Below are 24,820 nucleotides of genomic sequence, written 5' to 3' on the forward strand. Positions count from 1 at the left end.
TTTTGTGGGTCTGGATCATGCGCCGAAAAAGAGCATACCGTTAGCGCCGGCGGGTTATTCGCCGCAGGCAGCCAGACTTAGGTCTATGGCCAGGGCCAGCAGCATAAAAACCGCCCCGGGCCATTGGCCCGGGGCGGTCTGCACGCTGTTTATTTTTTCTTCTTTTTGCCCACGATGAGCAGCACTACAACGGCGATGACGGCCACGACCACCAGGGTGATCCACAGGCCCATGTTGCTGGTGTCGCCGGTGAGGGGGCTGGCACAGGCGACGCACAGGCTCATGGCCGCGGCGCACACCGCGCACAGCAGCGCGATCAGTTTTTTCATCTTTTTCACCTCATTTTAACGGTTTCTCCATTCCACCGCCGCCGGCGGGGAAATACATACAGGCGCAGGTCTATTGTACCATAGTTTTTGGGTTTTGCAACCCCGGAAACGTGCGCCCTGCCGCAGGGAAAGATCGGCGCCCCCGCCGATGGGCAGGGGCGCTGCGGTTTACAGATAGTTCAGCGGGTTGAGGAACGTGCCGTTGAGCTTGATGCCGAAGTGGCAGTGGTTGCCGGTGGAGCGGCCCGTCGAGCCCATGCGGGCGATGAGCTGGCCCTTGTGGACCTTCTGCCCCAGGGACGCCACCAAACTGCTGTTATGCCCGTAGTACGTCTGGTACCCGTTGCCGTGGTCGATGATGATCAGATAGCCGTACCCGCTCATCCAGCCGGAGTACGTCACCGTGCCGCCGTCGGAGGCGTAGATGGACGTGCCGTAGCTGTTGCCGATGTCGATGCCGCTGTGGTAGGTGCTGCCCAGCAGGCTTCGATAGCCGAACCGGCTGGTGAGGATGCCGGTGCAGGGCCAGGAGAACGACCCGGTGGGATACCAGGTGGGCCGCTCCTTCGTGCCGCGGAGCTGCTGCTCCGTCACCGGCTGGGACAGCGTCACGCTGGCCACCACCTCGCGCTCCGTCTCCTCGCCGTTGATGTACGTCACGTTGGCGGTCATGTCCGCCTTGCCGTACACGCCGGGGGACGTGACCTTATACTCACCCTGATACATGGAGCTGTCGTCGGTGTACTCCACCTGGTACGGCACATCCTGCACGTACCGCTGCCGCTCCACGTTCACCACCGTCAGATAGGGCACGGCGTTGCTGATGGTCAGCACATCGCCCACCCGCAGGATTTTCGGGTCATAGCCGGGGTTCAGCTTCATCAGCGCTTCCACGTTCAGGTCGTATTTCTCCGCGATGCTGTAATAGCTGTCGCCGGAAGTGACGGTGTACGTCACCTCGCCCTCCTTCGTCTCGTTGAGGATCTCGGCGATGTAGCCCAGGTTCATCACGTAGGACGACTCCACGTACTCCTGCCGGATGTCCACTTCCTCCACGAAGTAGGCGTTCACCGTGTCCGCCGTCTCATAGCCCAGCTTCAGCTGCTCCAGCAGGTCCTCCAGCGCGCCGGAGCGGGTGGTGGCCACCACCTTTTCGCCGTCCACATACAGGACATAGGCGTAATCCACCACGCCGAGGGTGTCGCTCAGTGTCTCTTCAAACTCGTCGTCGGAGATCAGCTCGCGGCGGGGGAAAACGCCTGTTTCGGCGGTGAGCAGCGCCGTATCCACGGTGTAGCCGCTGTCGCCGGTAGCCGTGCGGGTGACATCCTCCAGCTCCGCCACCACCTTTTCGGCGGCGCGGCGGGAGGAGACGATGCCAAGGTCCTGACCGTCATAGGTCACCTGAGCGCCCAGGGTGTACAGGGACAGAACGGTGGCCGCGGCGGCGATGGCCATGGCGCCGCACAGGAATGCCACCGGGTGCAGATGCATCTTCTCAAAAAAGTGGCGGCGTTTGCCGCCCATCCAGGTCAGTGCCTTGCGCCGGTTGGAGAAGCCCTCGCGTATGGCGGCGGCCCGGCGCTCCAGGCTGCCGCGGAAGAAGAGGAACAGCTGGGCTGCGCCGTATTCGGATTCGGGGAACCGCCTGTCGCGGTTGGCGGCCGCCAGAGCCCGCGCATTGCTGCGCAGATCGGACAGCCACCGACCGATGCGGCGGAAGCCCGCTTGTATGTTCAGGGTGAACAGATCGTGGTGCTCATCGCAGAAGCTCCGCCAGCTCATTAAATTGTCACGCCACAGCTGCCACAGCTCCGATAGGGTCATGTGCTCCCGGTTGGGGTCGCGGCCGGCGGCTTTTTTCTGTTGTTGATCCTGCGTCATGGTGTAAGCCCCTAAAAGTTACAAATAGTTACAAAGCGTATGATACAATGATTTTCCCCTCACGTCAAGGATTAAATTGTAAACAAACCTTGCTGTGAAGAGAAAACCTTATAAAAAGGGGCTTTAATGGGGGGAAACGGCGGGTTTTCGGAAAAAACTTTTTGATGAAAAGCGACGGGACAGTGGCCGGGGCGGTCAAACGCGGTCTGTATTGTTCCTGATAAAATAAAAATCCAAGCCCCGAAAGGGGGCTTGGATTTTTTCTTTTTCAAAGCTGCTTGTCCAGAGAACGGATCAGCTGGGCAATGGCGTTGTCGCGGCAGTCGGGCAGGCGGCGGACGCCGGGTGTGTGCAGCACCTGGGGAATGGCGTTGGCGGGGGCGTAGCCCTGGCCGGCCCAGGTGAGCATACTGATGTCGTTGGCGTGGTCGCCCACGCAGATCACGTTTTCCCGTGTCACACCCAGCAGGTCCGCCAGACGCCGGACCATGCCGCCCTTGTTGGCGCCCTTGGCTGTCAGCTCCACCAGGGTCACGGCGCTGGGGACTACCTCATAGTCGTGGTACCAGGGCCGGGAGGCCAGAAAGTCCAACAGGGCGGGCAGGTGCGCCTCCTCGGTGGAGAAAAGGGCCTTACTGATGGGGGACGGCACGTCGTCCATGGTGTCTACCTCGATGGACGGCGCGTGGGTGATGTGCATATGACGGCGGGTGACGTCGTTGGCGTTCAGGGCGTGGATGGTGTTGTCATCGTGGTACAGCTCCACAGCCACCTGGGGCAGGGCGGTGACGACCTCCGTGACGTGCTCCCGGACGGAGTCGGGCAGAAAGGCCGTGACCAGGTACTTCTTCTGCGGGAAGTCGTAGATAGCTGCGCCGTTGAACAGCACGGTGGGACCGTTCATGGGAATGCCGTCCACAACCGTTTCAAAGGCGGGCTTGGCGCGGCCGGTGGCCACGGAAAAGATGCCGCCGTTGGCCATGAAATACTCGATGGCGGCGCGGTTCTCGTCAGAGACGGGGGGCATATCCACGCACTTTTGCAGGGCCTCCTCGGTGTAGACAAGGGTGTTGTCGAAATCGCTGACCAGCAGCAAGCCGTTGAATTTACGCATGATTTACGCCTCCGTGCCGCCGTTGGGCTTACTGCCGCCGCTTCTGCGGCGGGGCCGATGGCGGCTGCGCTTCTTCTCACCGCTCACGGTACCCTGGCCGTCCCCGGCGGGCTTGACTGCCTTGGGTGCGGGTGCGCCGGTGCTGCCGGCGGCGTTGGCACCGCCGTTTCCGCCGCGGCGTCCGCTTCTGCGGCGGCGATCACCGCCCTCGCGGCGGGGCTTTCCGCCTTCGGCGGGGGCATCGGAACGAGGGGCTTTTTCCGCAGGGGCGGCGGGCTTTTCTGCCGGGCGCTTCTCGCCGTCGCTCCGACGGCGGCTGCGGCTGCGGCGGCTGCGCTTCTTTTCGCTCTCCGCCGCGGCGTCCGGGTCGAAATCGCTGAGCAGGGTGATGGAGGGCAGCTCCTCCTCGGCCAGCGGTTCCACATAGCGCTCGGGGCGCTTGTCGGGGACCGCGATGCCGTCGCGGCTGCCCTTGCCGCTCCGCAGGACGCAGACCTCGCAGTTGTGATAGCAGCGGGGACCGTCGGTGCGGTCATCCAGGCGGACGTTCACAGTCTCCTTCAGCACGTTTACGTCGCTGACGTTGCCGGTGCCGTCCGGCGTCAGAACAAAGGAGTCGTTCTTGGGCAGGCGCTTAACGGCATCCTCATAGGCGTCCTGTTCATATTTCAGGCAGCACATCAGCCGGCCGCAGGTACCGGAGATCTTGGTGGGGTTCAGACTCAGGTTCTGGGTCTTGGCCATCTTGATGGACACGGGCAGGAACTCGTCCATGAACTGGGCGCAGCAGAAGGGCCGGCCGCAGATGCCCAGACCGCCGATCATCTTGGCCTCGTCGCGGACGCCGATCTGCCGCAGCTCGATGCGGGCGCGGAACACACCGGCCAGGTCCTTGACCAGCTCGCGGAAGTCCACGCGGCCGTCGGCGGTAAAGAAAAACAGGATCTTGCTGCCGTCAAAGCTGCACTCCACCCGCACCAGCTTCATCTCCAGCTTGTGCTGCTGGATCTTCTTTTTGCAGACGTCGAAGGCTTCCTTCTCACGGCTGCGGTTGTAGGCGGCGGTGTGCTTGTCGTTGTCGGTGGCGATGCGGAGGACGGACCGCAGGGGCTTGACCACCGCGTCATCGGGCACCTGGTGGTTGCCCGCCGCGCAGTGGGCGAATTCCGGGCCCTGGGCGGTCTCCACGATCACGTCGGTGCCGGCGGGGATCGTGAGCCCCTTGGGGTCGAAGTAGTATTCCTTGCAGCCGCTGCGGAAGCGGACAGAGATCACATCGGTCATAAAAGTTCCTCCCATTTCACGGCGAGGGCGCCCAATATCTGGCCCACGCCCGCATTTTGGTCACATTGTTCGGCAAAGCGCTGACTGGCCGCGCACAGTCCCAGCAGCTGCCGCGCCGTCAGCCTGTCCGCCAGCAGAAGGGCTGCCTCCGCACAGGAGGGATCTGGCCGCGCTTTGCCCTGCTGCACCAGCAGGGCTTCGGCCGCGGCGCGCCACAACTCCTCCAGCTGGGCCTGCAGCGTCTCGCGCTTCAGGGACTGCTCGCGGGAGAGCAGCGCCGTGGTCACCGGCAGCAGACGCCCGGAGGCAAACGCACGGCACAGCTCCGCGGTACCGTCGCTGAGGGGCGCGTCTTCCCCGTCGTATTTCAGCAGAGTACAGCGGGAACGGACGGTCTCCAGCAGGGCGGCGGGAGCGTCGGCGCAGAAGATGAAAGCGGCATAGGGCGGTCCCTCCTCCACCACCTTCAGCAGGACATCCTGATCCCGCTGGTTCAGCTGGCGGCAGTCAGAGATGACGTATACCTTGCGCCGGGCCTCGTTGGGGCGGATGTACACATCCTTACGCAGGGCGCGGACTGCCTCCACCGTCAGCTCCTTGTGCTCTGTATCCAGCACGGGGATCACGTCCGGGTGGATACCCTCCAGTACCTTGCGGCAGTGGCGGCAGCGCAGGCAGGGCCTGTCCGTCCCCTCGCAGACGTGGGCGGCGGCGAGAAATCGGGCAGCGGCGGTCAGGTCACCCCGGCCCGTCAGGATGACCGCGTGGCTGAGACGGTCCTCCCCGGCGGCGCGGCGCACGGTGCGGGCAAATATGCTGTTTTCCTGGGGCAGCTGGACCATGCGCATACCTCCCGGTAAAGTGCCTACTAATTCAATATAATAGTATACCACAGGAGTGGGGGAATAGGCAAGACACAAAATCTTCCCTCCGTTCCGCCGGGAGAAGCGCGCCAGGACGGCGGCTTTGCGGGTGCTGCGCCAAAAAGGACGGAAAATAGAGGAAACGGAAATGTGTTATCGGTTTACGGCGAGTGTCCGCAGAGGAAACAACATTTTTTTGTAAAAATATCCGCGACAGGGTTGCTTTTAAAAAAAAATATGACTATAATAAATTGTTCTCAATGTTTGGTACAACTATTTAATATACGGAGGAACTGCAATGAGCAAGAAGTATTGTTACCTGTTCACCGAAGGCAACGCCAAGATGCGTGAGCTGTTGGGCGGCAAGGGTGCGAACCTGGCGGAGATGACCAATATCGGTCTGCCCGTGCCCCAGGGCTTTACCATCACCACCGAGGCCTGCACTCAGTATTACGAGGACGGCCGCCAGATCAACGGCGAGATCATGGCGGAGATCATGGAGTATATCGAGAAGATGGAGAAGATCACCGGCAAGAAGTTCGGCGATCTGGAAAATCCCCTGCTGGTATCCGTGCGCTCCGGCGCCCGCGCCTCCATGCCCGGCATGATGGACACCATTCTGAACCTGGGTCTGAATGAGGACGTGGTGGACGTGATCGCCAAGAAGTCCAACAACCCCCGCTGGGCGTGGGATTGCTATCGCCGCTTTATCCAGATGTATTCCGATGTGGTCATGGAGGTTGGCAAGAAGTACTTTGAGCAGCTGATCGATGCCATGAAGGAGAAGAAGGGCGTGACCCAGGACGTGGAGCTGTCCGCCGAGGATCTGAAGGAGCTGGCCATGCAGTTCAAGGCCGAGTACAAGTCCAAGATCGGCAGCGACTTCCCCACCGATCCCAAGGAGCAGCTGATCGGCGCCATCAAGGCCGTGTTCCGCAGCTGGGACAACCCCCGCGCCAACGTGTACCGCCGCGACAACGACATCCCCTATTCCTGGGGCACCGCCGTCAACGTGCAGTCCATGGCCTTCGGCAACATGGGCGACGACTGCGGCACCGGCGTGGCGTTCACCCGTGACCCCGCCACCGGCGAGAAGAAGCTGATGGGCGAGTTCCTGACCAATGCCCAGGGCGAGGACGTGGTGGCCGGTGTGCGTACCCCCATGCCCATTGCCGAGATGGCTGAGAAGTTCCCCGAGGCCTATGACGAGTTCGTGAAGGTCTGCAATATCCTGGAGGACCACTATCGCGATATGCAGGATATGGAGTTCACCGTGGAGCACGGCAAGCTGTACATGCTGCAGTGCCGCAACGGCAAGCGCACCGCTCCCGCCGCTCTGAAGATCGCCTGCGACCTGGTGGACGAGGGCATGATCTCCGAGCAGCAGGCCGTGGCGATGATCGACCCCCGCAACCTGGATACCCTGCTGCATCCCCAGTTCGACCCCAAGGCGTTGAAGGCCACCGAGCCGGTGGGCAAGGCGCTGCCCGCCTCCCCCGGCGCTGCCTGCGGCAAGATCGTGTTCAACGCCGAGGACGCCAAGGAGTGGGCTGCCCGGGGCGAGAAGGTGGTCCTGGTTCGTCTGGAGACCTCTCCCGAGGACATCGAGGGCATGAAGGCCGCTCAGGGCATCCTGACCGTCCGCGGCGGTATGACCTCCCACGCGGCTGTGGTGGCGCGCGGCATGGGCAAGTGCTGCGTCTCCGGCTGCGGCGCCATCAACATGGACGAGGCCAACAAGCAGTTTACCCTGGCCGGCAAGACCTACCACGAGGGCGACTGGATGAGCCTGGACGGCTCCACCGGCAGCATCTACGACGGCGCTATGCCCACCGTGGACGCCAATGTGGGCGGCGATTTCGGCCGCATCATGGCCTGGGCCGACAAGTTCCGCCGGCTGAAGGTCCGCACCAATGCCGACACTCCCGCCGACGCCGCCCGCGCCCGCTCTCTGGGCGCCCAGGGTATCGGCCTGTGCCGCACTGAGCATATGTTCTTCGACGGCGACCGTATTGCCGCCATCCGCGAGATGATCTGCTCCGACACCAAGGAGCAGCGCGAGAAGGCTCTGGCCAAGCTGCTGCCCATGCAGCAGGGCGACTTTGAGGGCATCTACGAGGCCATGGAGGGCTGCCCCGTCACCATCCGCTTCCTGGATCCCCCCCTGCACGAGTTCGTTCCCACCGAGGAGGCGGACATCGAGCTGCTGGCCAAGGATATGGGCAAGACCGTAGCCGACATCAAGGCCATCATCGCCTCCCTGCACGAGTTCAACCCCATGATGGGTCACCGCGGCTGCCGTCTGGCCGTCACCTTCCCGGAGATCGCCGTCATGCAGACCCGTGCCGTCATCCGCGCCGCCATCAACGTCCAGAAGAAGCACCCCGACTGGAACATGGTGCCTGAGATCATGATTCCCCTGGTGGGCGAGGTCAAGGAGCTGAAGTTCGTCAAGGACGTGGTGGTCAAGACCGCTGACGAGGAGCTGGCTGCTGCCGGTATGAACATGAAGTACCTGGTGGGCACCATGATCGAGATCCCCCGCGCTGCGCTGACCGCTGATGCCATCGCCACCGAGGCGGAGTTCTTCTCCTTCGGTACCAACGACCTGACTCAGATGACCTTTGGCTTCAGCCGTGACGATGCCGGCAAGTTCCTGCCCGCTTACTACGACAATAAGATCTATGAGAGCGATCCGTTCGCCCGGCTGGATCAGGTCGGTGTGGGCAAGCTGGTGGATATGGCCTGCAAGCTGGGCCGCGCCACCCGCCCCGACATCCATCTGGGCATCTGCGGCGAGCACGGCGGCGACCCCTCCAGCGTGGAGTTCTGCCACCGCGTGGGTCTGGACTATGTGTCCTGCAGCCCCTTCCGCGTGCCCATCGCCCGTCTGGCCGCCGCACAGGCCGCCATCAAGGACGCCAAGTAAGGGCTCGATTTCCCGCATAATACCAAGCGCCCGGCTATCAGCCGGGCGCTTGTGTTTTGGGCGGAAGCATGGTAAAATATAACAATAGATCAACAAAAGCAGACAAACGGGGTCGTATTATTTGCTGGAGGGATCGTATGGAAAGACGAGGGAATAAGGTCGATATTGTGCAGAGGGTGTCCTGCTGGATATCGGATATGGCGTTTGCCAGGTTTAAGAGCTTTAGTGATCGTGTGCTGGGAATACAGATCGATGAGATTCCGACTGTGGAGAGCATCCTTATGCGGCAGAATTTTTCGGTCGTATTTTATGCAGCCATTCTGTTTATACTGACCAACGGGATCTACCTGGTCAAGAACATCGCGGCGCGCTCGATGATCCCCATTGACATGGTGCCGCTTTACATGATGATCGGCGGCTCGCTGGCGATGCTGGTGTTTACGATCGCCTATAAAAAGCGTGGAGGAGAATACGATGCGCCGCCGGCGCGGTTTGCGCTGCTGGCCTACTATGGGGTGGTGATCGCCAGCGTTACCGTCTTTATGGTCTCCTGCAACTTTCACCGGGTCGGGTTGTCCATCTCCATGTGCTATCTGTTTGCGATCATGATCGCGCCCACATACCGCCGTGTGGATACCGTGGCGGTATGTGTTCTGATATTGATCAGCTGGTGGCTGCCCGGGCAGCTTCCCTACGCGGAGAACTATGATCTGTTCAAGCATTTCCTGCTGCGATTTTCCATCATTGTAGGTTTTATCGTGCTGCGGTCCATCTTCCTTCGGCAGTCCGCCAACGAACGGCACATCAAGGAGATGGGTCACGCTTTCATCAAGCTGGCCTACAACGACGTGATGACGGAAACACTGAATAAAAAGGCGATGGAGACGTATGGCACGTTCATTGCCGATAAAACCGCGCCGGAACGGGTCAGCGTCATTATTTTTGACGTGGATGATTTCAAATCGTACAACGACAACTACTCCCACATGAAGGGCGACGAAGCGCTGCGGCGTGTGGCCGGAAGCGTGGTCGGGGTGTTGGCGGCGGCCGACCGGTATCTCTTCCGCTTTGGAGGCGAGGAGTTCGTGGCGATCCTGCCGGATATCGGTGAGGAGGAGGCCCGCCGTATCGCCGGTGCGCTTCTTGACGCGGTGCGCGCCGTGGCTGTTCCAAGGGAGGACCTGCCGGACAGGCACATTGTTACGGCCTCTTTCGGTGTTGCGTGCGGGACAGGCCTGGAATTGAAGGACTTTTCACTTATCGCAAAGGCGGACAGGCAGCTGTATATCTGCAAAAACAACGGAAAGAACTGTGTGGCGGCCAGCGGCGCCATATACAGATGAGGTACGCAGGCGCCCGGCTATCAGCCGGGCGCTTGTGTTTTGCGGGAAAATATGATAGGATGACAATACAAAGAAGCAGGGAAATATGATAGGATGACAATACAAAGAAGCGGGGGAATATGATAGGATGACAGCACAAAGAAACAGCAAAACATGATAGAATGACATTACAAAGAGGCGGAAAAACTGATAGGATGACAGGACAAGGAAGCAACAAAACATGATCGGATGGCGATACAAAAAAGTAACGGAGGGGATACCGCTATGTACGAACTGATACAGCTTACCGAGAGGACGTATTACATCAAGAGCCCCACCAACATCGGTCTCTTCCGGCTGGATGAGAAAAACGTCTGCCTGATCGACAGCGGCAACGACAAGGACGCGGGGCGGAGGATACGGCAGGTGCTGGACGCCAATGGCTGGCAGCTGACGGCGATCTACAACACCCACGCCAACGCCGACCACATCGGCGGGAACCGGTATTTGCAGGGACAGACGGGCTGCAGGATCTACGCGCCGGGAATCGACTGCGCGTTTACCCGGCACCCGGTGCTGGAGCCGTCGTTTCTCTACGGCGGATATCCGCCCAAGGACCTGCGGCACAAGTTTCTGCTGGCACAGGAGAGCGACGCGGCGGAGCTGACGGCGGACAAGCTGCCGGAGGGCTTTGCGTCTATCCCCCTGCCCGGGCACTTTTTCGACATGGTAGGCTTTCGGACGCCGGACGACGTGGTGTTTCTGGCGGACTGCCTGTCCAGCCGGGAGATACTGGACAAGTACCAGATCGGCTTTATTTACGACGTGGCCGGGTACCTGAAAACGCTGGAGCAGGTGCAGGCCATGACGGCGAAGGTATTTGTGCCCGCGCACACGGAGGTGACGGAGGACATCGCCGACCTGGCACAGTACAATATCCGAAAGGTGCATGAGATCGCGGAGAGGATCGTGGACCTCTGCGCCGCGCCCCGCGGCTTTGAGGACATCCTGCAGCAGCTGTTTGCCGCCTACGGGCTGACCATGAGCTTTGAGCAGTATGTGCTGGTGGGCAGCACGGTGCGGTCCTATCTGGCGTGGCTGAAGGACACGGGGCGGCTGACGGCTGTCTTCGGAGACGGCCGGATGCGCTGGGCGCGGGTGTGAGCGCCAACGGAATACGAAAAAACAAGCGCCCGGCAGAAGCCGGGCGCTTGTTTTGCGGCGCGTGCCGCAGGGGGGAAGAAATTTGTGAGAGAGGGATGTGTCAGTTAGTTGTACTTCTCCAGGTACTTGCCGAACTCCTCCAGGCCGGCCTTCAGCACCTGGGGATCGCGGAAGGCGCCGTAGCCCACGCGGATGGTCTTGGGCATATCGAAGTAGTCGCCGGGGACCACCAGGATCTGCTCGGTGGCCATGGCGTCCTTGGCCAGGGTCTCGGAGTCCACGTCGTAATCATAGTCGATCAGGCAGGTGGTGCCCATGGCCTTGGCACGCAGGTGCAGGTGGGGCTGGGAGGCCACCCAGTCCTCCACGATCTTGCGGTTGGGCTCCAGAATGGAACGGGCGCGGGCCCACAGGGCCTGGTAATGCTCCAGCGCGATGGAGGCGATGATCTCGTCCCAGATGCCGCAGCAGATGGTGTTGTAGGAACGGCGGGTCTTCATGACCTCGTACATCTCGTGGTCGCGGCAGACGATCCAGCCGATACGGGTGCCGGCCATGGAGTACATCTTGGACATACTGCTGATGGAGATGGCCTTGTGGTAGCCGTAGTCCAGAATGGAGGGCATATAGTTCTCGTCCAGCCCGCGATAGACCTCGTCGCAGAGGATCCAGGCGTCGTGCTTGGCGGCGATGTCCACGACCTTACGCAGGCCCTCGTCGTACAGGGTCACGCCGATGGGGTTGTTGGGGTTGGTCAGGACGATCATCTTGGTGTTGGCGTCGCAGGCCTTGTCCAGGGCGTCGAAATCCAGCTGATAGTTATCCTCGGCCTTCAGCTGGACCACGCGGGTCTCGATGCCGCTGCCCTTGGGGATATCGTAGTGCTGCTGATAGGAGGGCTTGATCACCACGCAGTTGTCACCCGGCTCCAGCACGCTCATCAGCACCAGGTCATTGGCGCCGGTGCCGCCGTGGGTGATCATCACTTCCTCGGGCTTCACGTTGCCCTTGGGGTAAATGCCGGCCACCGCCGCCTTGATCCGGGGGGAGCCGGTGGCGTCGCCGTGGTGATAATGCAGGCTCATGGTACGCATTTCGTTCAGGAAAGCGTCCAGATCCTCGCCGGTCAGGTCAAACAGCTCGTCCATACGAAGGGCGCTGACGCAGCTGCTGCCCAGATTGATACGGGCGAGAGAGTCCATGGGATTCAGCCACTCTTCCACACCAAACCATGCCAGTTTCATTTTATTGTCCTCCTCATTTCGTCTGTTTTGTAGGGTAAGCGGATATATTCCGCGGGGTTACAGGTCGGCCTGCAAGCCCACGCCCTCGGCCAGTGCGCGGTCGATGGCTACCTTGGCGGCGGCCAGATCCAGAATGTACAGGCCGGTGGCGTCGAAGATGGTGGTCTGCGTGTCGCTGGTGCGGCCGGGGACCTTGCCGTCGATGAGGTCACCGATCTCGCCGGTGATGTCGTCGGCACTGATGACGCCCTGCTTGATGGGCAGCTCCATCTCGCCCACGCGGATGCACTGGGCGCGGTCGTCGGCGTAGAAGGCGGCGCCCTGGAAGATGGTGCTCTCGATCTCCTGCTTGGATTCCATGTCGGAGCCCAGGCAGCTCAGATGGGTGCCGGGCTTCAGCCACGCCTTCTGGATGATGGGCTTGCGGGAGGGCGTGACGGTGATGATGGCATCACTGTCGCCCACGGCGGCGGCCATATCCAGCGCCGGCAGGAACTCCACGCCGGAGGCGTCGATGCCGAAGTCATCGGAGAGCTGCTGGGCAATGTGGGCGGCGAACTGCACCGCGTTGTCGGGGAACATGGGGTCGGCAATGTAGACCTTATCGATGGCCGGACGCAGCAGCAGCGTGGCGGCGATCTGGAAGGGAGCCTGTTTGCCGGCACCCAGGATGAACAGGTGCCTGGCGTCCTTGCGGGCCAGCAGGTCCACGCCCAGCGCGCCGGCGGCGCCGGTACGCATACAGGTGACGTAGGAGGCGTCCATGACGCTGACGGGAATACCGGTGTTGGAGTCGTAGACCATCATAATGCCGTTGAAGGGCGGCAGGCCCTTTTCCCGGTTCTCGGGAAAGTTGTTCAGCATCTTCAGGCCGTGGAGCTGTACGCCCTTGATATAGCCGGAACGGATGTCCATGGCGGCGTGCTCGTCCACGAATTCATAGTTGACCAGCGGCCAGATCACGGACTTGCCCTGGGATTTCAGACGATAGACCTCGCGCACCTCCTGGATGACTTCCTTCATGGAGATGACCCGCTTGACCTGCTCGCGGTTCAAAATCAAAACGCTCATATACATCCCTGTCCTTTCGTTTTTTCGGGAGGGCGGAGAGGGCGCGCGCCGGCCGTGCTCCGCCTCAGTTTGATGTCATTGTAACCGGGAGATGTTGCGCCGCGCGTGGGAAAAGCGTTGAATTTCCGTTGTTGCTAAACATTTTAGCAAATTGTGCCGCGCTTTTCAACAAACGATTTGGTACATTTGCCGCCGGGGACACAGCGCCACTGGACAGACGGCCCGCCCTGGTGTACAATACGGCCATAACACAACACGGCTTTCAACAGGAGGGCGGGACGCTATGTACGCGGATATCATCATCAAAAACGGGCGCTGCATGACCATGTGCGGCGACGGCGGGGCCGATTGGGTGGCCGCGGCGGGGAAAATGATCTGCGCCGCAGGCCGCGGCGATGATTGGCAGAAGCTGGTGCGCCCCGGCACGCAGGTCATCGACGCCAGGGGCGGCACGGTGCTGCCGGGGTTTATCGACAACCACTTCCATGTGATGCAGACCGCTGTGAACATGATGAGCGTGGATCTGGGAGGTGCGCGGTCCCACCGGGAGCTGGGCGAGATGCTGGCCGCCGCCGAAAAGCGGGAGGGCGCGGTGCTGGGCTGCCAGGTGGAGGAGTCGCAGTTCGAGGAAAAGCGTTTTCCGGACCGGTATGTGCTGGACAAGTATTGCAGCGACAGTCCGGTGGTGCTGTTTTCCAAGGAGTACCACGTCAGCATGCTGAACACCCACGCCCTGCTGTATTACAAGGTGCCCTTCTCCCTGGAGGGCGTGGAGCTGGACGGCAGCGGCCTGCCTACGGGTATTTTCCGGCGGAACGCCAACTATGTGCTGCGCTCCAATGTGCTGCGGAGCCTGCCGGACGAGTTCCGCATGGAGGCCATCCATCTGGCCATGTCCCGGCTGCTGGAAAACGGCATCACCACCGTGGCGGCCATCGAGGGCGGCTGGCTGTTCGACGACCGGGACGCGGAGTTCATCTACGCCCACAGCGGCGAGTTCCCGGTGGATATGCCGCTGTTCTATCAGACCATGGACCTGGCGAAGGTCTGGAAGCTGGGGCTGCGCCGGGTGGGCGGCAATATTATGGTGGACGGCACCCTGTCCAGCCACAGCGCCGCCCTGTCGGCACCCTACGCGGACCGGCCGGACTACCGGGGACAGATCTTCCTGCCCCAGGATGGACTGGACGAGTTCGTGCAGCAGTGCTACCGGCAGGATATGCAGCTGGCGCTGTACAGCATCGGCGACCGGGCCATCGAGTCCGTGCTGCTGGCCCACGAGAGGGCCATCCGTCAGGGCGGAAGCACCGCCCTGCGCCACCGCATCGAGCACGCCATCATGGCCACGCCGGAGCAGATCGCCCGGGCGGCGGACATGAAGCTGATCTTCTCGGTGCAGCCGGCCTACGCCTACCTGTGGGGCGGCAAGGGCGGTATGTACGAGCGCCGGATGGGCGAGCGCTATCTGCGCTCCAACGACTTTGCCGCCATGTTCGCCGCCGGCGCGGTGGTGTGCGGCGGGTCGGACAGTGACGTGACGGAGCCGCGGCCCATGCTGGGCATCCACGCGGCGGTGAACCGCGCCGTGCCCCGGTGCGCCGTGTCCGTGGAGCAGGCCATCGAGATGTACACCGTCAACGGCGCTTACGCGCTGTTTGAGGACAAGCGCAAGGGAAAGCTGGCGCCGGGATACCTGGCGGATATCGTGGTGCTGGACCGCGACATCCGCGCCGCGCCCGCAGAGCAGCTGGAGCAGACCGACGTGACCGTGACCATCAAGTCCGGGTCGGTGCTGCACAGCCGGCAGTGAGGTGACGGCCATGCTTCAGATCAGACTGTTTGGCAAGCCGCAGGTCATCTGCGACGGCACGGACATCACCCCGGAGCTGGGCAACAAGGGATGCGCCCTGCTGTGTATCCTGTTCCTGCGGGGCGGGGACTACTACGCGCGGGAGAAGCTGGCGGCCTACCTCTGGCCGGACAGCGCCGCCAGCGCTGCCAAGTATAATCTGCGCTATACCCTGTGGAAGATCAAAAAGAGCACCGATATCGGCGAGGGTGGGCGGTCGCTCATCAAGCTGGACCGGGAGTACTGCTGCATCGACCGGGCATACGACTATATCTGCGATCTGCAGACCATCGACGAGATCGACCCGGAGACCCGGTCGGCGGACGAGCTGAAGCGGGCGTGTGACGCCTTCGGCGGCGAGCTGCTGGAGGGGTACTATTTCAACCACTGCGAGGACCTGAATGAGCTGATCCTCAGCCAGCGCATCTATTATGAGAAGCGGAAGAACCGGCTGCTGATGAAGGCGGCGGAGCTGTATGAGCAGCGGGATATGCTGCCGGAGGCCGTGGGCATTCTGGAACGGGTCATGGAATACGAGCCCTACAACGAGCAGTTGGCCCTGCGGCTGATGACGCTGTATGAGCGCGGCGGCGACCGCAGCCGTGCTATCCGGTTTTTCAACGAGTTCCGCAACCGGCTGGCCTCCAACCTGGAGATCTATCCCGGCAGCGCCATCACGCAGAAATACGCGGAGCTGAAGGCCGCGCCCGCCGCGCCGGAGGAGCCTGCGGCGGCGCGGACCGATGCGCCGGGCCTGCACGTGCGGACCTACTGCCTCCGGGCGGTGCCCTGCTTCTGGATGGCGGACGCAGTGGGAAAGCTGCTGGACGTCGTCGGGAACGACGTGCGGCCGGACGACCGGACGCTGCTGCGGGTGCTGGGGGCTATACAGCCCGCTGCGGCGGTGTGTGCCGGCGCGGAGGGTGAGGTCACGGCCGCACCGGCGGCAGTGGCCCAGGCGTTTATCCGGTGGCTCACCGGTCTGGCGGCGCGGCAGCCGCTGGCGGTGCACATCCGCCGCGCCGGGGAGATGGATGACGTCAGCCGCGGTGTGCTGGAGTATCTGCTGGCGGAGCGCCCTGCCGGGTTGACGCTGCTGACAGAGGACGGCGGCGCTCTGGGCGATATGTCCAGCGGAAAATGACGGCGGAAAGTGCCGGGTATTTGCTTGAACACCGGGCACATCCGAACTTTAAAGCGCGAAAGCGCGTAGCGGAGTGTTTATTCCCGGCAAATATTTTTGGTGGATATGACGGTTGACGGTGACTTGTTGTTGTTGTGATATCTTACAGAAAACTTCGGGAAAGGAGAACGCCACACATGATGAAGCAGCTGTACAAGGCATACGCATTTAGCTTTTACTTTACCTATGCGGATGAAGTAAGAGTGATTTGTGGTGCCCGGAAATGCTGCTGATGAAATGAGGATGTTCTCCCACGGAGACGCACTGACATCAAAGCCGCCCTATGGATCGCAGATCCACAGGGCGGCTTTTTTGCAGCCAAATTTTCAAAAACACCCATCAGGAGGAACCACACCATGAAAAAGAACATCACACGGCGGCTGACGACCGCCCTGCTGGCCGCCGTCATGTGCGTGAGCATGGCCGCCTGCGGCAGCAAGACCGACGACACCAAGACGGACGGCACCGGTGCTGCAGGCGGCCTATAACGCCACCGCAGAGATCCCCATTCTGGGTACCTCTGTTACCGAGTACGGCGTGGCGCTGGATCACCTGAGCCTGACGCTGCGGGACGGGGATTTCGTCACCGTCATCGGCGGCAACGGCGCCGGAAAGAGCACCATGCAGAACGCCATCTGCGGCACCTGGCAGCCCGACGAGGGCAGCATCGAGCTGGACGGCGTCAACGTTTCCTCTCTGCCGGAGTACAAGCGCGCCCGCTACCTGGGCCGCGTATACCAGGACCCCATGATGGGTACCTCCGCCGGCATGGAGATCGAGGAGAACCTGGCTCTGGCGGAGCGCCGCGGCCGGCATCACACCCTGCGTCCCGGCATCCGCCGCGGCGAGCGCGAGGACTATCGCCGCCGGCTGCGGGAGCTGGGTCTGGGTCTGGAGGACCGCCTGACCACCAAGGTGGGCACCCTCTCCGGCGGACAGCGGCAGGCGCTGACGCTGCTGATGGCCACCTTGCAGAAGCCCAAGCTGCTGCTGCTGGACGAGCATACCGCGGCGCTGGATCCCCAGACGGCCCAGCGGGTCATGGACATCACCGACCGCCTGGTCCGGGAGAACCACCTGACCACGCTGATGATCACCCACAATATGCGCGACGCTATCCACTACGGCAACCGCCTGCTGATGCTGCACAACGGGCGGATCGTGCTGGATATCTCCGGCGAGAAGAAGGCCCGGCTGACGGTGCCGGACCTGCTGGCGCTGTTCAGCAAGGTCAGCGGCCAGGAATACGACAACGACCGCGCTCTGCTGGCGTAAACGCGAAGCCGGGGACTGCCCGTGAGGACAGTCCCCGGCTCTCTGCCCTTGACGGGCTGTGCGGCGGATGGTATGATGGTATGCGGAAGCGCCGGGGCCGTTCCGGCGCAGGGGAGGACGCCATGAAGAAGATAGACAACTGCGAGAATTCCACCGTGCTGGTGGCGCTGCTGCTGGCGGGCATCCTGCTGGTCATGGGCGCCTACCGGCTGTTCTCCTGGCTGTGCAGCCGGGGGCTGACGGACACGCTGACCTGGGTGCTGGGCGCGGCGGCGCTGGTGCTGGCGGCGCTGGGCCTGCTGCTGGCGAGCCGCAGCTTCCGGCGGCTGAAGGAGCTGCATCTGTAAGAGAACACCCCTGACCGGCAGGTCAGGGGTGTTCTTTCTTTACAGCTCCAGGGGCGCCGGCACGGCGTCCGCCGGGATGGGGCAGGTGTACCCGGCCGCCGTCCGCTGCCGGAACTCGGCCTTGGCGGCCTCCAGCAGCGCGGGATGCTCCAGCAGATCGATGGCGGCGGCGCACAGCACCTTGCCGGCGTGCACAGTGGCCTTATGGGCCATGGGCGTCTTGTTGCAGGACACCACCTGCCAGCTGTGGCAGGGGACGTGGTTGGGCCACACCGCCACATGGATCTGTGCCGTGGGGCACTGATAGCTGACATCGCCCACGTCGGTGGAGCCGGCGTTGAAGGCGGGACCCTGATACAGCGGCATCAGGAAGTCGTTGAAGTGGCCGGTCTGCATGGCCTTCACCTTTTCGGCGAAGGCGGGATCGTTCTCCGCGCCCACGCCGCCGGGGACGTCACGCCCCTCGTAGGTGGCGGATAGTGCCTCCATGAAAGCGTGCTCCTCCGCCGTGCAGGGCGGTACGCCCAGCTGGGAGAAGTTGTCGTACAGCACCTTCTCCAGCGCGTGGTTGCACACGGTGTCAGACAGGCCGTCCACGAAGCGGCGCTCGATGGTGGTGCCCGTCATCAGCGCCGCGCCCTGCGCGATCTTGTCCACCCGCTGGTGCAGGGCCATGCAGTCCTTGACGAAGTTGGAACGGATCATGTACAGGACGCTGGCCTGGTGCTGCACCACGTTGGGGCTTACGCCGCCTGCGTCCAGAATGGAGTAGTGCACCCGGGCGTCGCGGGGCATATGCTCCCGCAGGAACTGCACGCCCACATTCATCAGCTCTACCGCGTCCAGCGCGCTGCGGCCCCGCTCCGGCGCGGTGGATGCCTGGGACGCCAGCCCGTGGAACGTGTAGATCATCTGGATGCAGGAGTTGGTGGAGCCGGTAGTCACCTCGCTGCTGTCGCCGGGGTGCCACGTCAGCGCCGCGTCAAGGCCGTACCACAGGCCCTCCCGAGCCATATAGGCCTTGGACGCCACGCCCTCCTCGCCGGGGCAGCCGTACAGGATGACGGTGCCGCTTTTTCCGGTCTGGGTCAGATAGTGCTTCAGACCGATGGCGGCGGCCATGGCCCCCGCGCCCAGCAGATTGTGGCCGCAGCCGTGGCCGCTGCCGCCCTTCACCAGCTCGTGGTACGCGGTGCTGCCCGCCGCCTGCGAAAGGCCGGACAGCGCATCGTACTCCGCCAGCAGGCCAATGACCGGCCCACCGCTGCCGAAGGAGGCGGAGAAGGCGGTGGGGATGCCGCATATGCCTTCCTCCACCTGAAAGCCCTCAGCCTTCAGCACCTTGACGAACAGGGCGGCGGACTTTACCTCCTGCATGGACAGCTCAGCATAGTCCCAGATGGCGTCCGCCACCTCTGCCACCAGTTCCTTCTTCTCGTCAATGGCGGCCAGCGCCGCCTTTTTTGCATCGTTCATTGTCTGCTCCTTTTTCACAGCACCTTCTTCAGGAAATCCTGAAGGCGAGGGCTCTGGGGGTGATCGAAAACATCGGCGGGGGTGCCCTGTTCGGCGATCTTGCCGGCGTCCATGAACAGCACGCGGCTGCCCACCTCTTTGGCGAAGCCCATCTCGTGGGTGACCACCACCATGGTCATGCCGGACTGGGCCAGCTCCTGCATGACCTCCAGCACCTCGCCCACCATCTCCGGGTCCAGGGCGCTGGTGGGCTCGTCGAACAGCATGACCTCCGGCTCCATGGCCAGCGCCCGGACGATGGCCACACGCTGCTTCTGTCCGCCGGACAGCTGGGCGGGGTAGTCGTTGGCTCTGTCCGCCAGGCCCACGCGCTGGAGCAGCGCCATGGCCTTCTGCTCGGCCTCCGACTTGGGGACTTTTTTGATCTTGATGGGCGCCATGGTCAGATTCTCCAGCACGGTTTTGTTGGGGAACAGATTGAAGTGCTGGAACACCATGCCCATTTTCTGCCGATGGAGGGGGAGGTCCACCTTCTTGCCGGTGATGTCCACCCCGTCGAAGATGATGGAGCCGGAGGTGGGCGTTTCCAGCAGATTCAGGCTCCGCAGGAATGTGCTCTTGCCGCCGCCGGAGGGCCCGATCACCGCGATGACGTCGCCCTTGTACACGTCCACCGTGACGCCGTCCAGCGCCTTGACGTCGCCGCCGTTGTAGTATTTCTTCAGGTCCTTGACCTGGATAAGTGTCTGTGCCATCAGATATGCACCTCCCGCTGCTGCTTCCGCTTGCGCCCATAGCCGTTGTTCCGGTCGGCCTTCTTCATTTTTCTTTCAAAGTGGCCGAACACCTTGCTGAGCACGAACGTCATAATGAAGTAGATGACGCCCACGATCACCAGCGGCTCGATGGGCAGGTATGTGGCGCCCTTGACCACCAGGTACTGGGTCATCAGGTCGCCGATGAAGAACGTGGAGCCCAGGGACGTGTCCTTGATGATCATGATAAACTCGTTGCCCAGGGCGGGCAGGATGTTCTTCACTGCCTGGGGCACCACCACGAACCACATGGCCTTGCTCTCGCTGAAGCCAAGGCTCAGCGCCGCCTCCTTCTGCCCCGGATCCACCGCCTGGATGCCGGAACGGATGACCTCGGACACGTAGGCCGCGCTGTTGCAGATCAGGGCGATGGCGATGCAGAGGAACTTCTGCTTGTTCAACGCCGGGATCAGCATGGGCAGGCCGAAATAGAAGAAATACAGCTGCAGCAGCATAGGCGTGCCGCGGATGATCTCGATGTAGATGGTGGATAGCCACCGCAGCGGCGGTATCTTCGACATCTTCATCAGTGCCAGCACAGAGGCGAACACCGCGCCGAAGGCCACGGTGATGGCGGCCAGCGCCAGCGTGTACGACACGCCGTCGATGAGGAATTTGTCCCAGTATTTCAGGAACAGGGCCGCCAGCTTTTCAAAGTCAATGAATTTCATGGTGATTTCCTCTTACTGTGTATACGGCGGCGGGTACGGCTTTCGTACCCGCCGCCGCGGTGTATATCCGTGTCAGTTCAGTGTCAGCTCCTGTGCGTTCTCGCTCTTGCCCAGCTCTACGGCGTCCTTGTACCAGCCGTCGTAGAGGTTGGCCTCCTTGGCCTGTGCCAGAATGGCGTTCACCGCGTCCAGCAGCTCCGTCTCACCCTTCTGCATCATGATAACGTTGGCGGAATACTCGGCCTTCACGTCGAATTCCCAGGTGCAGATGACCAGATCGGGGTTGGCGTCCACGATCATCTCCGCGTTGCCGTAGGCCACGGCCAGCGCCTCGATGTTGCCGCTCTTGAGCTCCATGACGCCCACGGTGATGTCGCCGATGGAGATGGGATTGGCACCCGTCAGCTGCTCAGTCACCAGCTGCATCTGCAGGGAGGCGTTCTGCGCGCCCACGTCCTGACCGGCCAGATCCTCGGGGGAGGTGTACTTATCCGCGTTCTCCTTTTTGATGAGCAGGGCCTGTCTCGTCTCGTTTTCACCGGCGTAGTAGTAATCGCTGAGCTCATAGTTCTGGGCTCTGTCCTCCGTCCAGGAGTAGCCGGAGATGCTCATGGGAACGGAGCCGGTGTACACGGCGGTCTGGCTGGCGTCGAAGCCCATAGGCTCGATGACCAGCTCCACGCCCAGGTTCTCGGCAATGTACTTGGCCAGCGTGATGTCAAAGCCCACATACTGGTCCTGACCGGTTTTGGAGGAGTCCACAAACTCCATGGGGGAGAAGTCGGGGCTGAGGGTCACGGTCAGCACGCCGTCGGCCTTGATCTTTTCCAGCGCGTTGGTCGGCTCTGCTGTGGTGGTGTCATCGGTCTTGTCCTCGGCTGTCGTATCGGCCTTGCTGCCGCAGGCCGCCAGAGAAAGCGCCATCATCAGCGCCAGAAGCAAAGAAACAAACTTTTTCATGGTCGTATATCCTTCCGTATATGGTGAATATTTATTCATGTATAAAATGTATGTGGTCGGGAGAGCTCATGCCGCGTGGTGCAGGCGGTGCGCCTGTCGTCGTCGCAGCAGTGCCATCGTGCAAACTCCTTTGATGTGGTGATTTTTCATGGGTCGTACCGCCTTTCCGGTGTGCGTTTTCCGGGGATGGGCTTGCCGCCGTCCGGTGCATCTCTCTCGTTGATGTTGCATAATTTACCACCACAGTCCGGGAATGTCAAGGAAAATTTGAATATTTATCCACAAAATATGTGATTTTAGTGAATATACTTACAGCATCGGATAAAGCGGCGGGTCATTTGCATCAAAATGACGGGATCCGCCAGCAAAAAAAGAGCACCGCCTTTAGGCCGCCTGGCATAAGAAAACATACGCCGCAAAAGGCGCGTTTCGCGCAGCCCCATCGTTGCGCCGCCTTGACAGACATCCAGTATGCCTGCGGCGGTGCGCCTCGGCTCTGCACAAAACGCGCTCTTTTTCGGTGCGAAGCAGTTTTGCCAAAGTAAATTCGAGCTGAAATTGGCTGCAAAAACGCCCGCATGCTGACGCATGTGGGCGTTTTTCGGTCGATTTCAGCCGGATAGACACAGGCAAAACCGTGTGTTTTCTTGTGTCAGGCGGCCTTTCGGCGGTGCTCTCTCGTGTCGTGTATGTGAATTACTCCTCCGTCTCGATCAGGCCGTAGCCGCCGTTGTTGCGGTGGTACACCACGCACACGGCGTTCGTCTCGATATTGCGGAACACATAGAAGGAGTGCCCCAGCAGGTTCATCTGCAGAACGGCCTCGTCGGTAGTCATGGGCTTGACAGAGAAGCGCTTGGTGCGGATGATGTCGAAGTCGTTGTCCTCCACCACGTCGAATTCGGCGGGCACGGTGGACACCAGCGCGTCGGGCCGCAGGTTCTTGGCCAGGCGGGTCTTGTTCTTGCGGATGCGGCGGTCGATGAAGCTGACGGCCTCGTCGATGGCGCTGCGCATATCGCCGTCGGGATCCTCAGTCTGGGCGCGGAACAGCGTGCCGTTGGCGGCGCGGATGGTCAGCTCCACCACACAGCGGTTTTTCTTCTCCACAGCAAAGGTCACAAAGGCGTCTGCCTCCTCCGGAAAATACTTGTCCAGCTTACTGATCTTTTTCTCGGCGTATTCCTTGATGGAGTCGTTGAGAGAGATCTTCTTGCAGGCGAATGTGAACTTCATAGTGTTTGCTCCTTTCCGTAACGGATAACGGTGCAAGGGTCAGGGAGTGGTTTCCCCTTATCCTTGACTAATTATAGCAAATATGTCTTGCGTTGAAAAGAGGGTTTGGAAGAATTTGTGAAATGTTCACAAAAAATTCGCGGAACGGTCAAATTCGACAGCCTTCGACTTTTTCCGCCAAAATGCGGCAAAAGCTCCTATTTACAAGCGCTTCGCCCCGGTGTACTATACGGTTCGGAGGCTTTCCAATATCCCACCCGCTTGCGCCGTCCCTTCCGGGGGCGGCGTCTTTTTGCCTATGGCCCCGCCGTCCTTGTATTTCCGCGCCGGGTGTGCTATACTGTCCACGATATTTTAACTTCGCCCCCGCCGGGGGCAGGGAGGTCCACTTGGAAAGAACACAGGTACAGATCCCCGCCGCGCAGCTGGACCGCCAGCGGGATTTTGAAGCAAAGCTGAAGGAGATGCACGCCGCCCGGCCCCTCCGCGCGCTGGTGGATACCTTCGGCTGCCAGCAGAACGTGGCCGACAGCCAGCACATTATGGGTATGCTCCGGGCCATGGGGTGCTCGTTCACCGACGATCCGGCCCAGGCGGACGTGGTGGTGCTGAACACCTGCGCCATCCGCGACCACGCGGAGAAGCGGGTGTACGGCAATCTGGGTGCGCTGACCCACACGAAGAAGGCCAACCCGGCGCAGGTGATCTGCCTGTGCGGCTGCATGGCGCAGCGGCCGGAGGTGGCCGAGAAGGTCCGCCAGTCCTACCGCCATGTGGATCTGGTGTTCGGCCCGCAGGCCCTGTGGAAGTTCCCCGAGCTGCTGTATCAGGTCTATACCCAGCGGCGCAGGGTGTTCTCCGTGGAGGATGAGCACGGCGCCATTGCCGAGGGTATGCCGGTGGTCCGCGAGGGCCGCACCCGCGCGTGGGTGTCCATCATGTACGGCTGCAACAACTTCTGCTCCTACTGCATCGTGCCCTACGTCCGCGGCCGGGAACGCAGCCGCGACCCGGAGAGGATCATCGACGAGGTGCGGGAGCTGGTGGCCGACGGCTTCCGGGAGATCACCCTGCTGGGGCAGAACGTCAACTCCTACGGCAAGGATCTGGGCGCCGGCTATGACTTCGCCGATCTGCTGACCGACCTGGACAAGATCGACGGCGACTACCTCATCCGCTTCATGTCCTCCCAGCCCAAGGACGCCAGCCACAAGCTGTTCGACGTGATGGCCGCCAGCCGCCATGTGGCCAAGCAGCTGCACCTGCCGGTGCAGTCCGGCTGCGACCGGGTGCTCCGCGCCATGAACCGCCCCTACGATGTGGCCAAATACCTGGACCTGATCACCTACGCCCGCAGGGTCATGCCCGACCTGGTGCTGACCAGCGACGTGATCATCGGCTTCCCCGGTGAGACGGAGAGCGAGGCCATGGAGACGGTGGCCCTGGTGGAGAAGGTCCGCTTCGACGCCCTGTTTACGTTTATCTTCTCCCCCCGCCCCGGTACCCCGGCGGCGAAGATGGAGGACCCCGTCCCCCGTGAGGAGAAGCAGCGGTGGTTTGACCGGCTCTGTGCCGTGCAGAACGGCATCTCCGAGGAGCTGCACCGCCAGTATGTGGGGCAGACGCTGCGCTGTCTGGTGGACGGCGAGAGCGACGACGCCCGCTGGCCCCTGACGGCCCGTACCGCCGGCGGCCGCCTGGTCCACTGCACCGGCGACCGGGCTGATCTGGGCGAATACCGGGAAGTAAAGATCACCGACAGCAATACCTGGGCGCTGTTCGGCACGATCGAATAGAGCAAAAA

General features: G+C 61.8%; 24 protein-coding genes. 10 read left to right on the forward strand and 14 right to left on the reverse strand.

Features of this window, described 5'->3' with window-relative positions:
* Positions 1-149: 149 nt before the first annotated feature.
* The 6 genes from ACOMDU_RS06715 to ACOMDU_RS06740 all read right to left on the reverse strand — a co-directional run bounded on the left by ACOMDU_RS06715 (position 150) and on the right by ACOMDU_RS06740 (position 5,453).
* Positions 150-329: a sortase B protein-sorting domain-containing protein gene (locus ACOMDU_RS06715; RefSeq protein ID WP_022135275.1), complete on the reverse strand. Its 180-nt coding sequence runs from the start codon at positions 327-329 to the stop codon at positions 150-152.
* A 168-nt stretch (positions 330-497) separates the two neighbouring features.
* Complete coding sequence (locus tag ACOMDU_RS06720) at positions 498-2,213, reverse strand: peptidoglycan DD-metalloendopeptidase family protein (RefSeq protein ID WP_421129650.1); 1,716 nt, start codon at positions 2,211-2,213, stop codon at positions 498-500.
* Between the two features lie 71 nt (positions 2,214-2,284).
* Positions 2,285-2,485 (reverse strand): hypothetical protein, encoded by a 201-nt coding sequence (locus ACOMDU_RS06725; protein WP_421129651.1) that lies wholly within the window; start codon positions 2,483-2,485, stop codon positions 2,285-2,287.
* Positions 2,482-3,327: an HAD-IIB family hydrolase gene (locus ACOMDU_RS06730; RefSeq protein ID WP_421129652.1), complete on the reverse strand. Its 846-nt coding sequence runs from the start codon at positions 3,325-3,327 to the stop codon at positions 2,482-2,484. Before ACOMDU_RS06730 ends, ACOMDU_RS06725 begins: the two co-directional genes overlap by 4 nt.
* A gap of 3 nt (positions 3,328-3,330) precedes the next feature.
* Positions 3,331-4,611 carry a PSP1 domain-containing protein gene (locus ACOMDU_RS13855; RefSeq protein WP_476718545.1) on the reverse strand — a complete coding sequence of 427 codons (1,281 nt, stop codon included), beginning with the start codon at positions 4,609-4,611 and terminating at the stop codon, positions 3,331-3,333.
* A complete protein-coding gene (locus ACOMDU_RS06740) occupies positions 4,608-5,453 on the reverse strand; it encodes a DNA polymerase III subunit delta' (RefSeq protein WP_421129653.1) in 846 nt (281 codons plus the stop codon). Before ACOMDU_RS06740 ends, ACOMDU_RS13855 begins: the two co-directional genes overlap by 4 nt.
* 319 nt (positions 5,454-5,772) lie before the next feature.
* Between ACOMDU_RS06740 and ppdK the strand changes: the two genes are divergently transcribed.
* From ppdK to ACOMDU_RS06755, 3 genes are all read left to right on the forward strand, one after another.
* The gene (gene ppdK, locus ACOMDU_RS06745) at positions 5,773-8,403 is read left to right on the forward strand and encodes a pyruvate, phosphate dikinase (RefSeq protein ID WP_421129654.1); all 2,631 of its coding nucleotides are present in this window, start codon (positions 5,773-5,775) and stop codon (positions 8,401-8,403) included.
* A gap of 137 nt (positions 8,404-8,540) precedes the next feature.
* A complete protein-coding gene (locus tag ACOMDU_RS06750; RefSeq protein ID WP_421129655.1) occupies positions 8,541-9,746 on the forward strand; it encodes a GGDEF domain-containing protein in 1,206 nt (401 codons plus the stop codon).
* A gap of 264 nt (positions 9,747-10,010) precedes the next feature.
* Positions 10,011-10,889 (forward strand): MBL fold metallo-hydrolase, encoded by an 879-nt coding sequence (locus tag ACOMDU_RS06755; protein ID WP_421129656.1) that lies wholly within the window; start codon positions 10,011-10,013, stop codon positions 10,887-10,889.
* 104 nt (positions 10,890-10,993) lie between these two features.
* Here ACOMDU_RS06755 and ACOMDU_RS06760 read toward each other — a convergent pair whose 3' ends face one another.
* Both ACOMDU_RS06760 and ACOMDU_RS06765 read right to left on the reverse strand, forming a co-directional pair.
* Positions 10,994-12,133, reverse strand: coding sequence for an aminotransferase class I/II-fold pyridoxal phosphate-dependent enzyme (locus tag ACOMDU_RS06760; protein ID WP_022136166.1), 1,140 nt, complete (start codon positions 12,131-12,133; stop codon positions 10,994-10,996).
* A gap of 57 nt (positions 12,134-12,190) precedes the next feature.
* Positions 12,191-13,204 (reverse strand): ornithine cyclodeaminase family protein, encoded by a 1,014-nt coding sequence (locus ACOMDU_RS06765; RefSeq protein ID WP_421129657.1) that lies wholly within the window; start codon positions 13,202-13,204, stop codon positions 12,191-12,193.
* A gap of 283 nt (positions 13,205-13,487) precedes the next feature.
* Here ACOMDU_RS06765 and ACOMDU_RS06770 point away from each other — a divergent pair, with 283 nt between their 5' ends.
* The 5 genes from ACOMDU_RS06770 to ACOMDU_RS06790 all read left to right on the forward strand — a co-directional run bounded on the left by ACOMDU_RS06770 (position 13,488) and on the right by ACOMDU_RS06790 (position 17,858).
* Positions 13,488-15,014 carry an amidohydrolase gene (locus ACOMDU_RS06770; protein WP_421129658.1) on the forward strand — a complete coding sequence of 509 codons (1,527 nt, stop codon included), beginning with the start codon at positions 13,488-13,490 and terminating at the stop codon, positions 15,012-15,014.
* 10 nt (positions 15,015-15,024) lie between these two features.
* Positions 15,025-16,197, forward strand: coding sequence for an AfsR/SARP family transcriptional regulator (locus ACOMDU_RS06775; RefSeq protein ID WP_421129659.1), 1,173 nt, complete (start codon positions 15,025-15,027; stop codon positions 16,195-16,197).
* Positions 16,198-16,592: 395 nt separating this feature from the next.
* Entirely contained in the window at positions 16,593-16,724 is a 132-nt protein-coding gene (locus ACOMDU_RS06780) for a hypothetical protein (RefSeq protein ID WP_421129660.1), read from the forward strand.
* Positions 16,725-16,737: 13 nt separating this feature from the next.
* Complete coding sequence (locus tag ACOMDU_RS06785) at positions 16,738-17,511, forward strand: ABC transporter ATP-binding protein (RefSeq protein WP_421129717.1); 774 nt, start codon at positions 16,738-16,740, stop codon at positions 17,509-17,511.
* 122 nt (positions 17,512-17,633) lie between these two features.
* Complete coding sequence (locus ACOMDU_RS06790; RefSeq protein WP_022135510.1) at positions 17,634-17,858, forward strand: hypothetical protein; 225 nt, start codon at positions 17,634-17,636, stop codon at positions 17,856-17,858.
* Positions 17,859-17,897: 39 nt separating this feature from the next.
* Here ACOMDU_RS06790 and ACOMDU_RS06795 read toward each other — a convergent pair whose 3' ends face one another.
* The 4 genes from ACOMDU_RS06795 to ACOMDU_RS06810 all read right to left on the reverse strand — a co-directional run bounded on the left by ACOMDU_RS06795 (position 17,898) and on the right by ACOMDU_RS06810 (position 21,780).
* The gene (locus tag ACOMDU_RS06795; protein ID WP_421129661.1) at positions 17,898-19,334 is read right to left on the reverse strand and encodes an amidohydrolase; all 1,437 of its coding nucleotides are present in this window, start codon (positions 19,332-19,334) and stop codon (positions 17,898-17,900) included.
* A 14-nt stretch (positions 19,335-19,348) separates the two neighbouring features.
* Positions 19,349-20,089 (reverse strand): amino acid ABC transporter ATP-binding protein, encoded by a 741-nt coding sequence (locus ACOMDU_RS06800; protein WP_417025638.1) that lies wholly within the window; start codon positions 20,087-20,089, stop codon positions 19,349-19,351.
* The gene (locus ACOMDU_RS06805) at positions 20,089-20,811 is read right to left on the reverse strand and encodes an amino acid ABC transporter permease (RefSeq protein WP_421129718.1); all 723 of its coding nucleotides are present in this window, start codon (positions 20,809-20,811) and stop codon (positions 20,089-20,091) included. The genes ACOMDU_RS06800 and ACOMDU_RS06805 overlap by 1 nt, the downstream gene beginning before the upstream one ends.
* An 81-nt stretch (positions 20,812-20,892) precedes the next feature.
* A complete protein-coding gene (locus ACOMDU_RS06810) occupies positions 20,893-21,780 on the reverse strand; it encodes a transporter substrate-binding domain-containing protein (protein ID WP_421129662.1) in 888 nt (295 codons plus the stop codon).
* A 75-nt stretch (positions 21,781-21,855) separates the two neighbouring features.
* Here ACOMDU_RS06810 and ACOMDU_RS06815 point away from each other — a divergent pair, with 75 nt between their 5' ends.
* Entirely contained in the window at positions 21,856-22,074 is a 219-nt protein-coding gene (locus tag ACOMDU_RS06815) for a hypothetical protein (RefSeq protein WP_421129663.1), read from the forward strand.
* Positions 22,075-22,076: 2 nt separating this feature from the next.
* On the opposite strand, the gene ACOMDU_RS06820 is transcribed toward ACOMDU_RS06815, so the two are convergent.
* The gene (locus tag ACOMDU_RS06820; RefSeq protein ID WP_421129664.1) at positions 22,077-22,370 is read right to left on the reverse strand and encodes a hypothetical protein; all 294 of its coding nucleotides are present in this window, start codon (positions 22,368-22,370) and stop codon (positions 22,077-22,079) included.
* Between the two features lie 106 nt (positions 22,371-22,476).
* Positions 22,477-23,016: a ribosome hibernation-promoting factor, HPF/YfiA family gene (hpf, locus tag ACOMDU_RS06825; RefSeq protein WP_022135515.1), complete on the reverse strand. Its 540-nt coding sequence runs from the start codon at positions 23,014-23,016 to the stop codon at positions 22,477-22,479.
* A gap of 389 nt (positions 23,017-23,405) precedes the next feature.
* On the opposite strand from hpf, the gene miaB reads away from it, so the two are divergent.
* Complete coding sequence (gene miaB / locus ACOMDU_RS06830) at positions 23,406-24,812, forward strand: tRNA (N6-isopentenyl adenosine(37)-C2)-methylthiotransferase MiaB (protein ID WP_421129665.1); 1,407 nt, start codon at positions 23,406-23,408, stop codon at positions 24,810-24,812.
* Positions 24,813-24,820 lie beyond the last annotated feature (8 nt).

The organism is Vescimonas sanitatis, assembly GCF_049060325.1.
Classification (GTDB): Bacteria; Bacillota; Clostridia; order Oscillospirales; family Oscillospiraceae; genus Vescimonas; species Vescimonas sanitatis.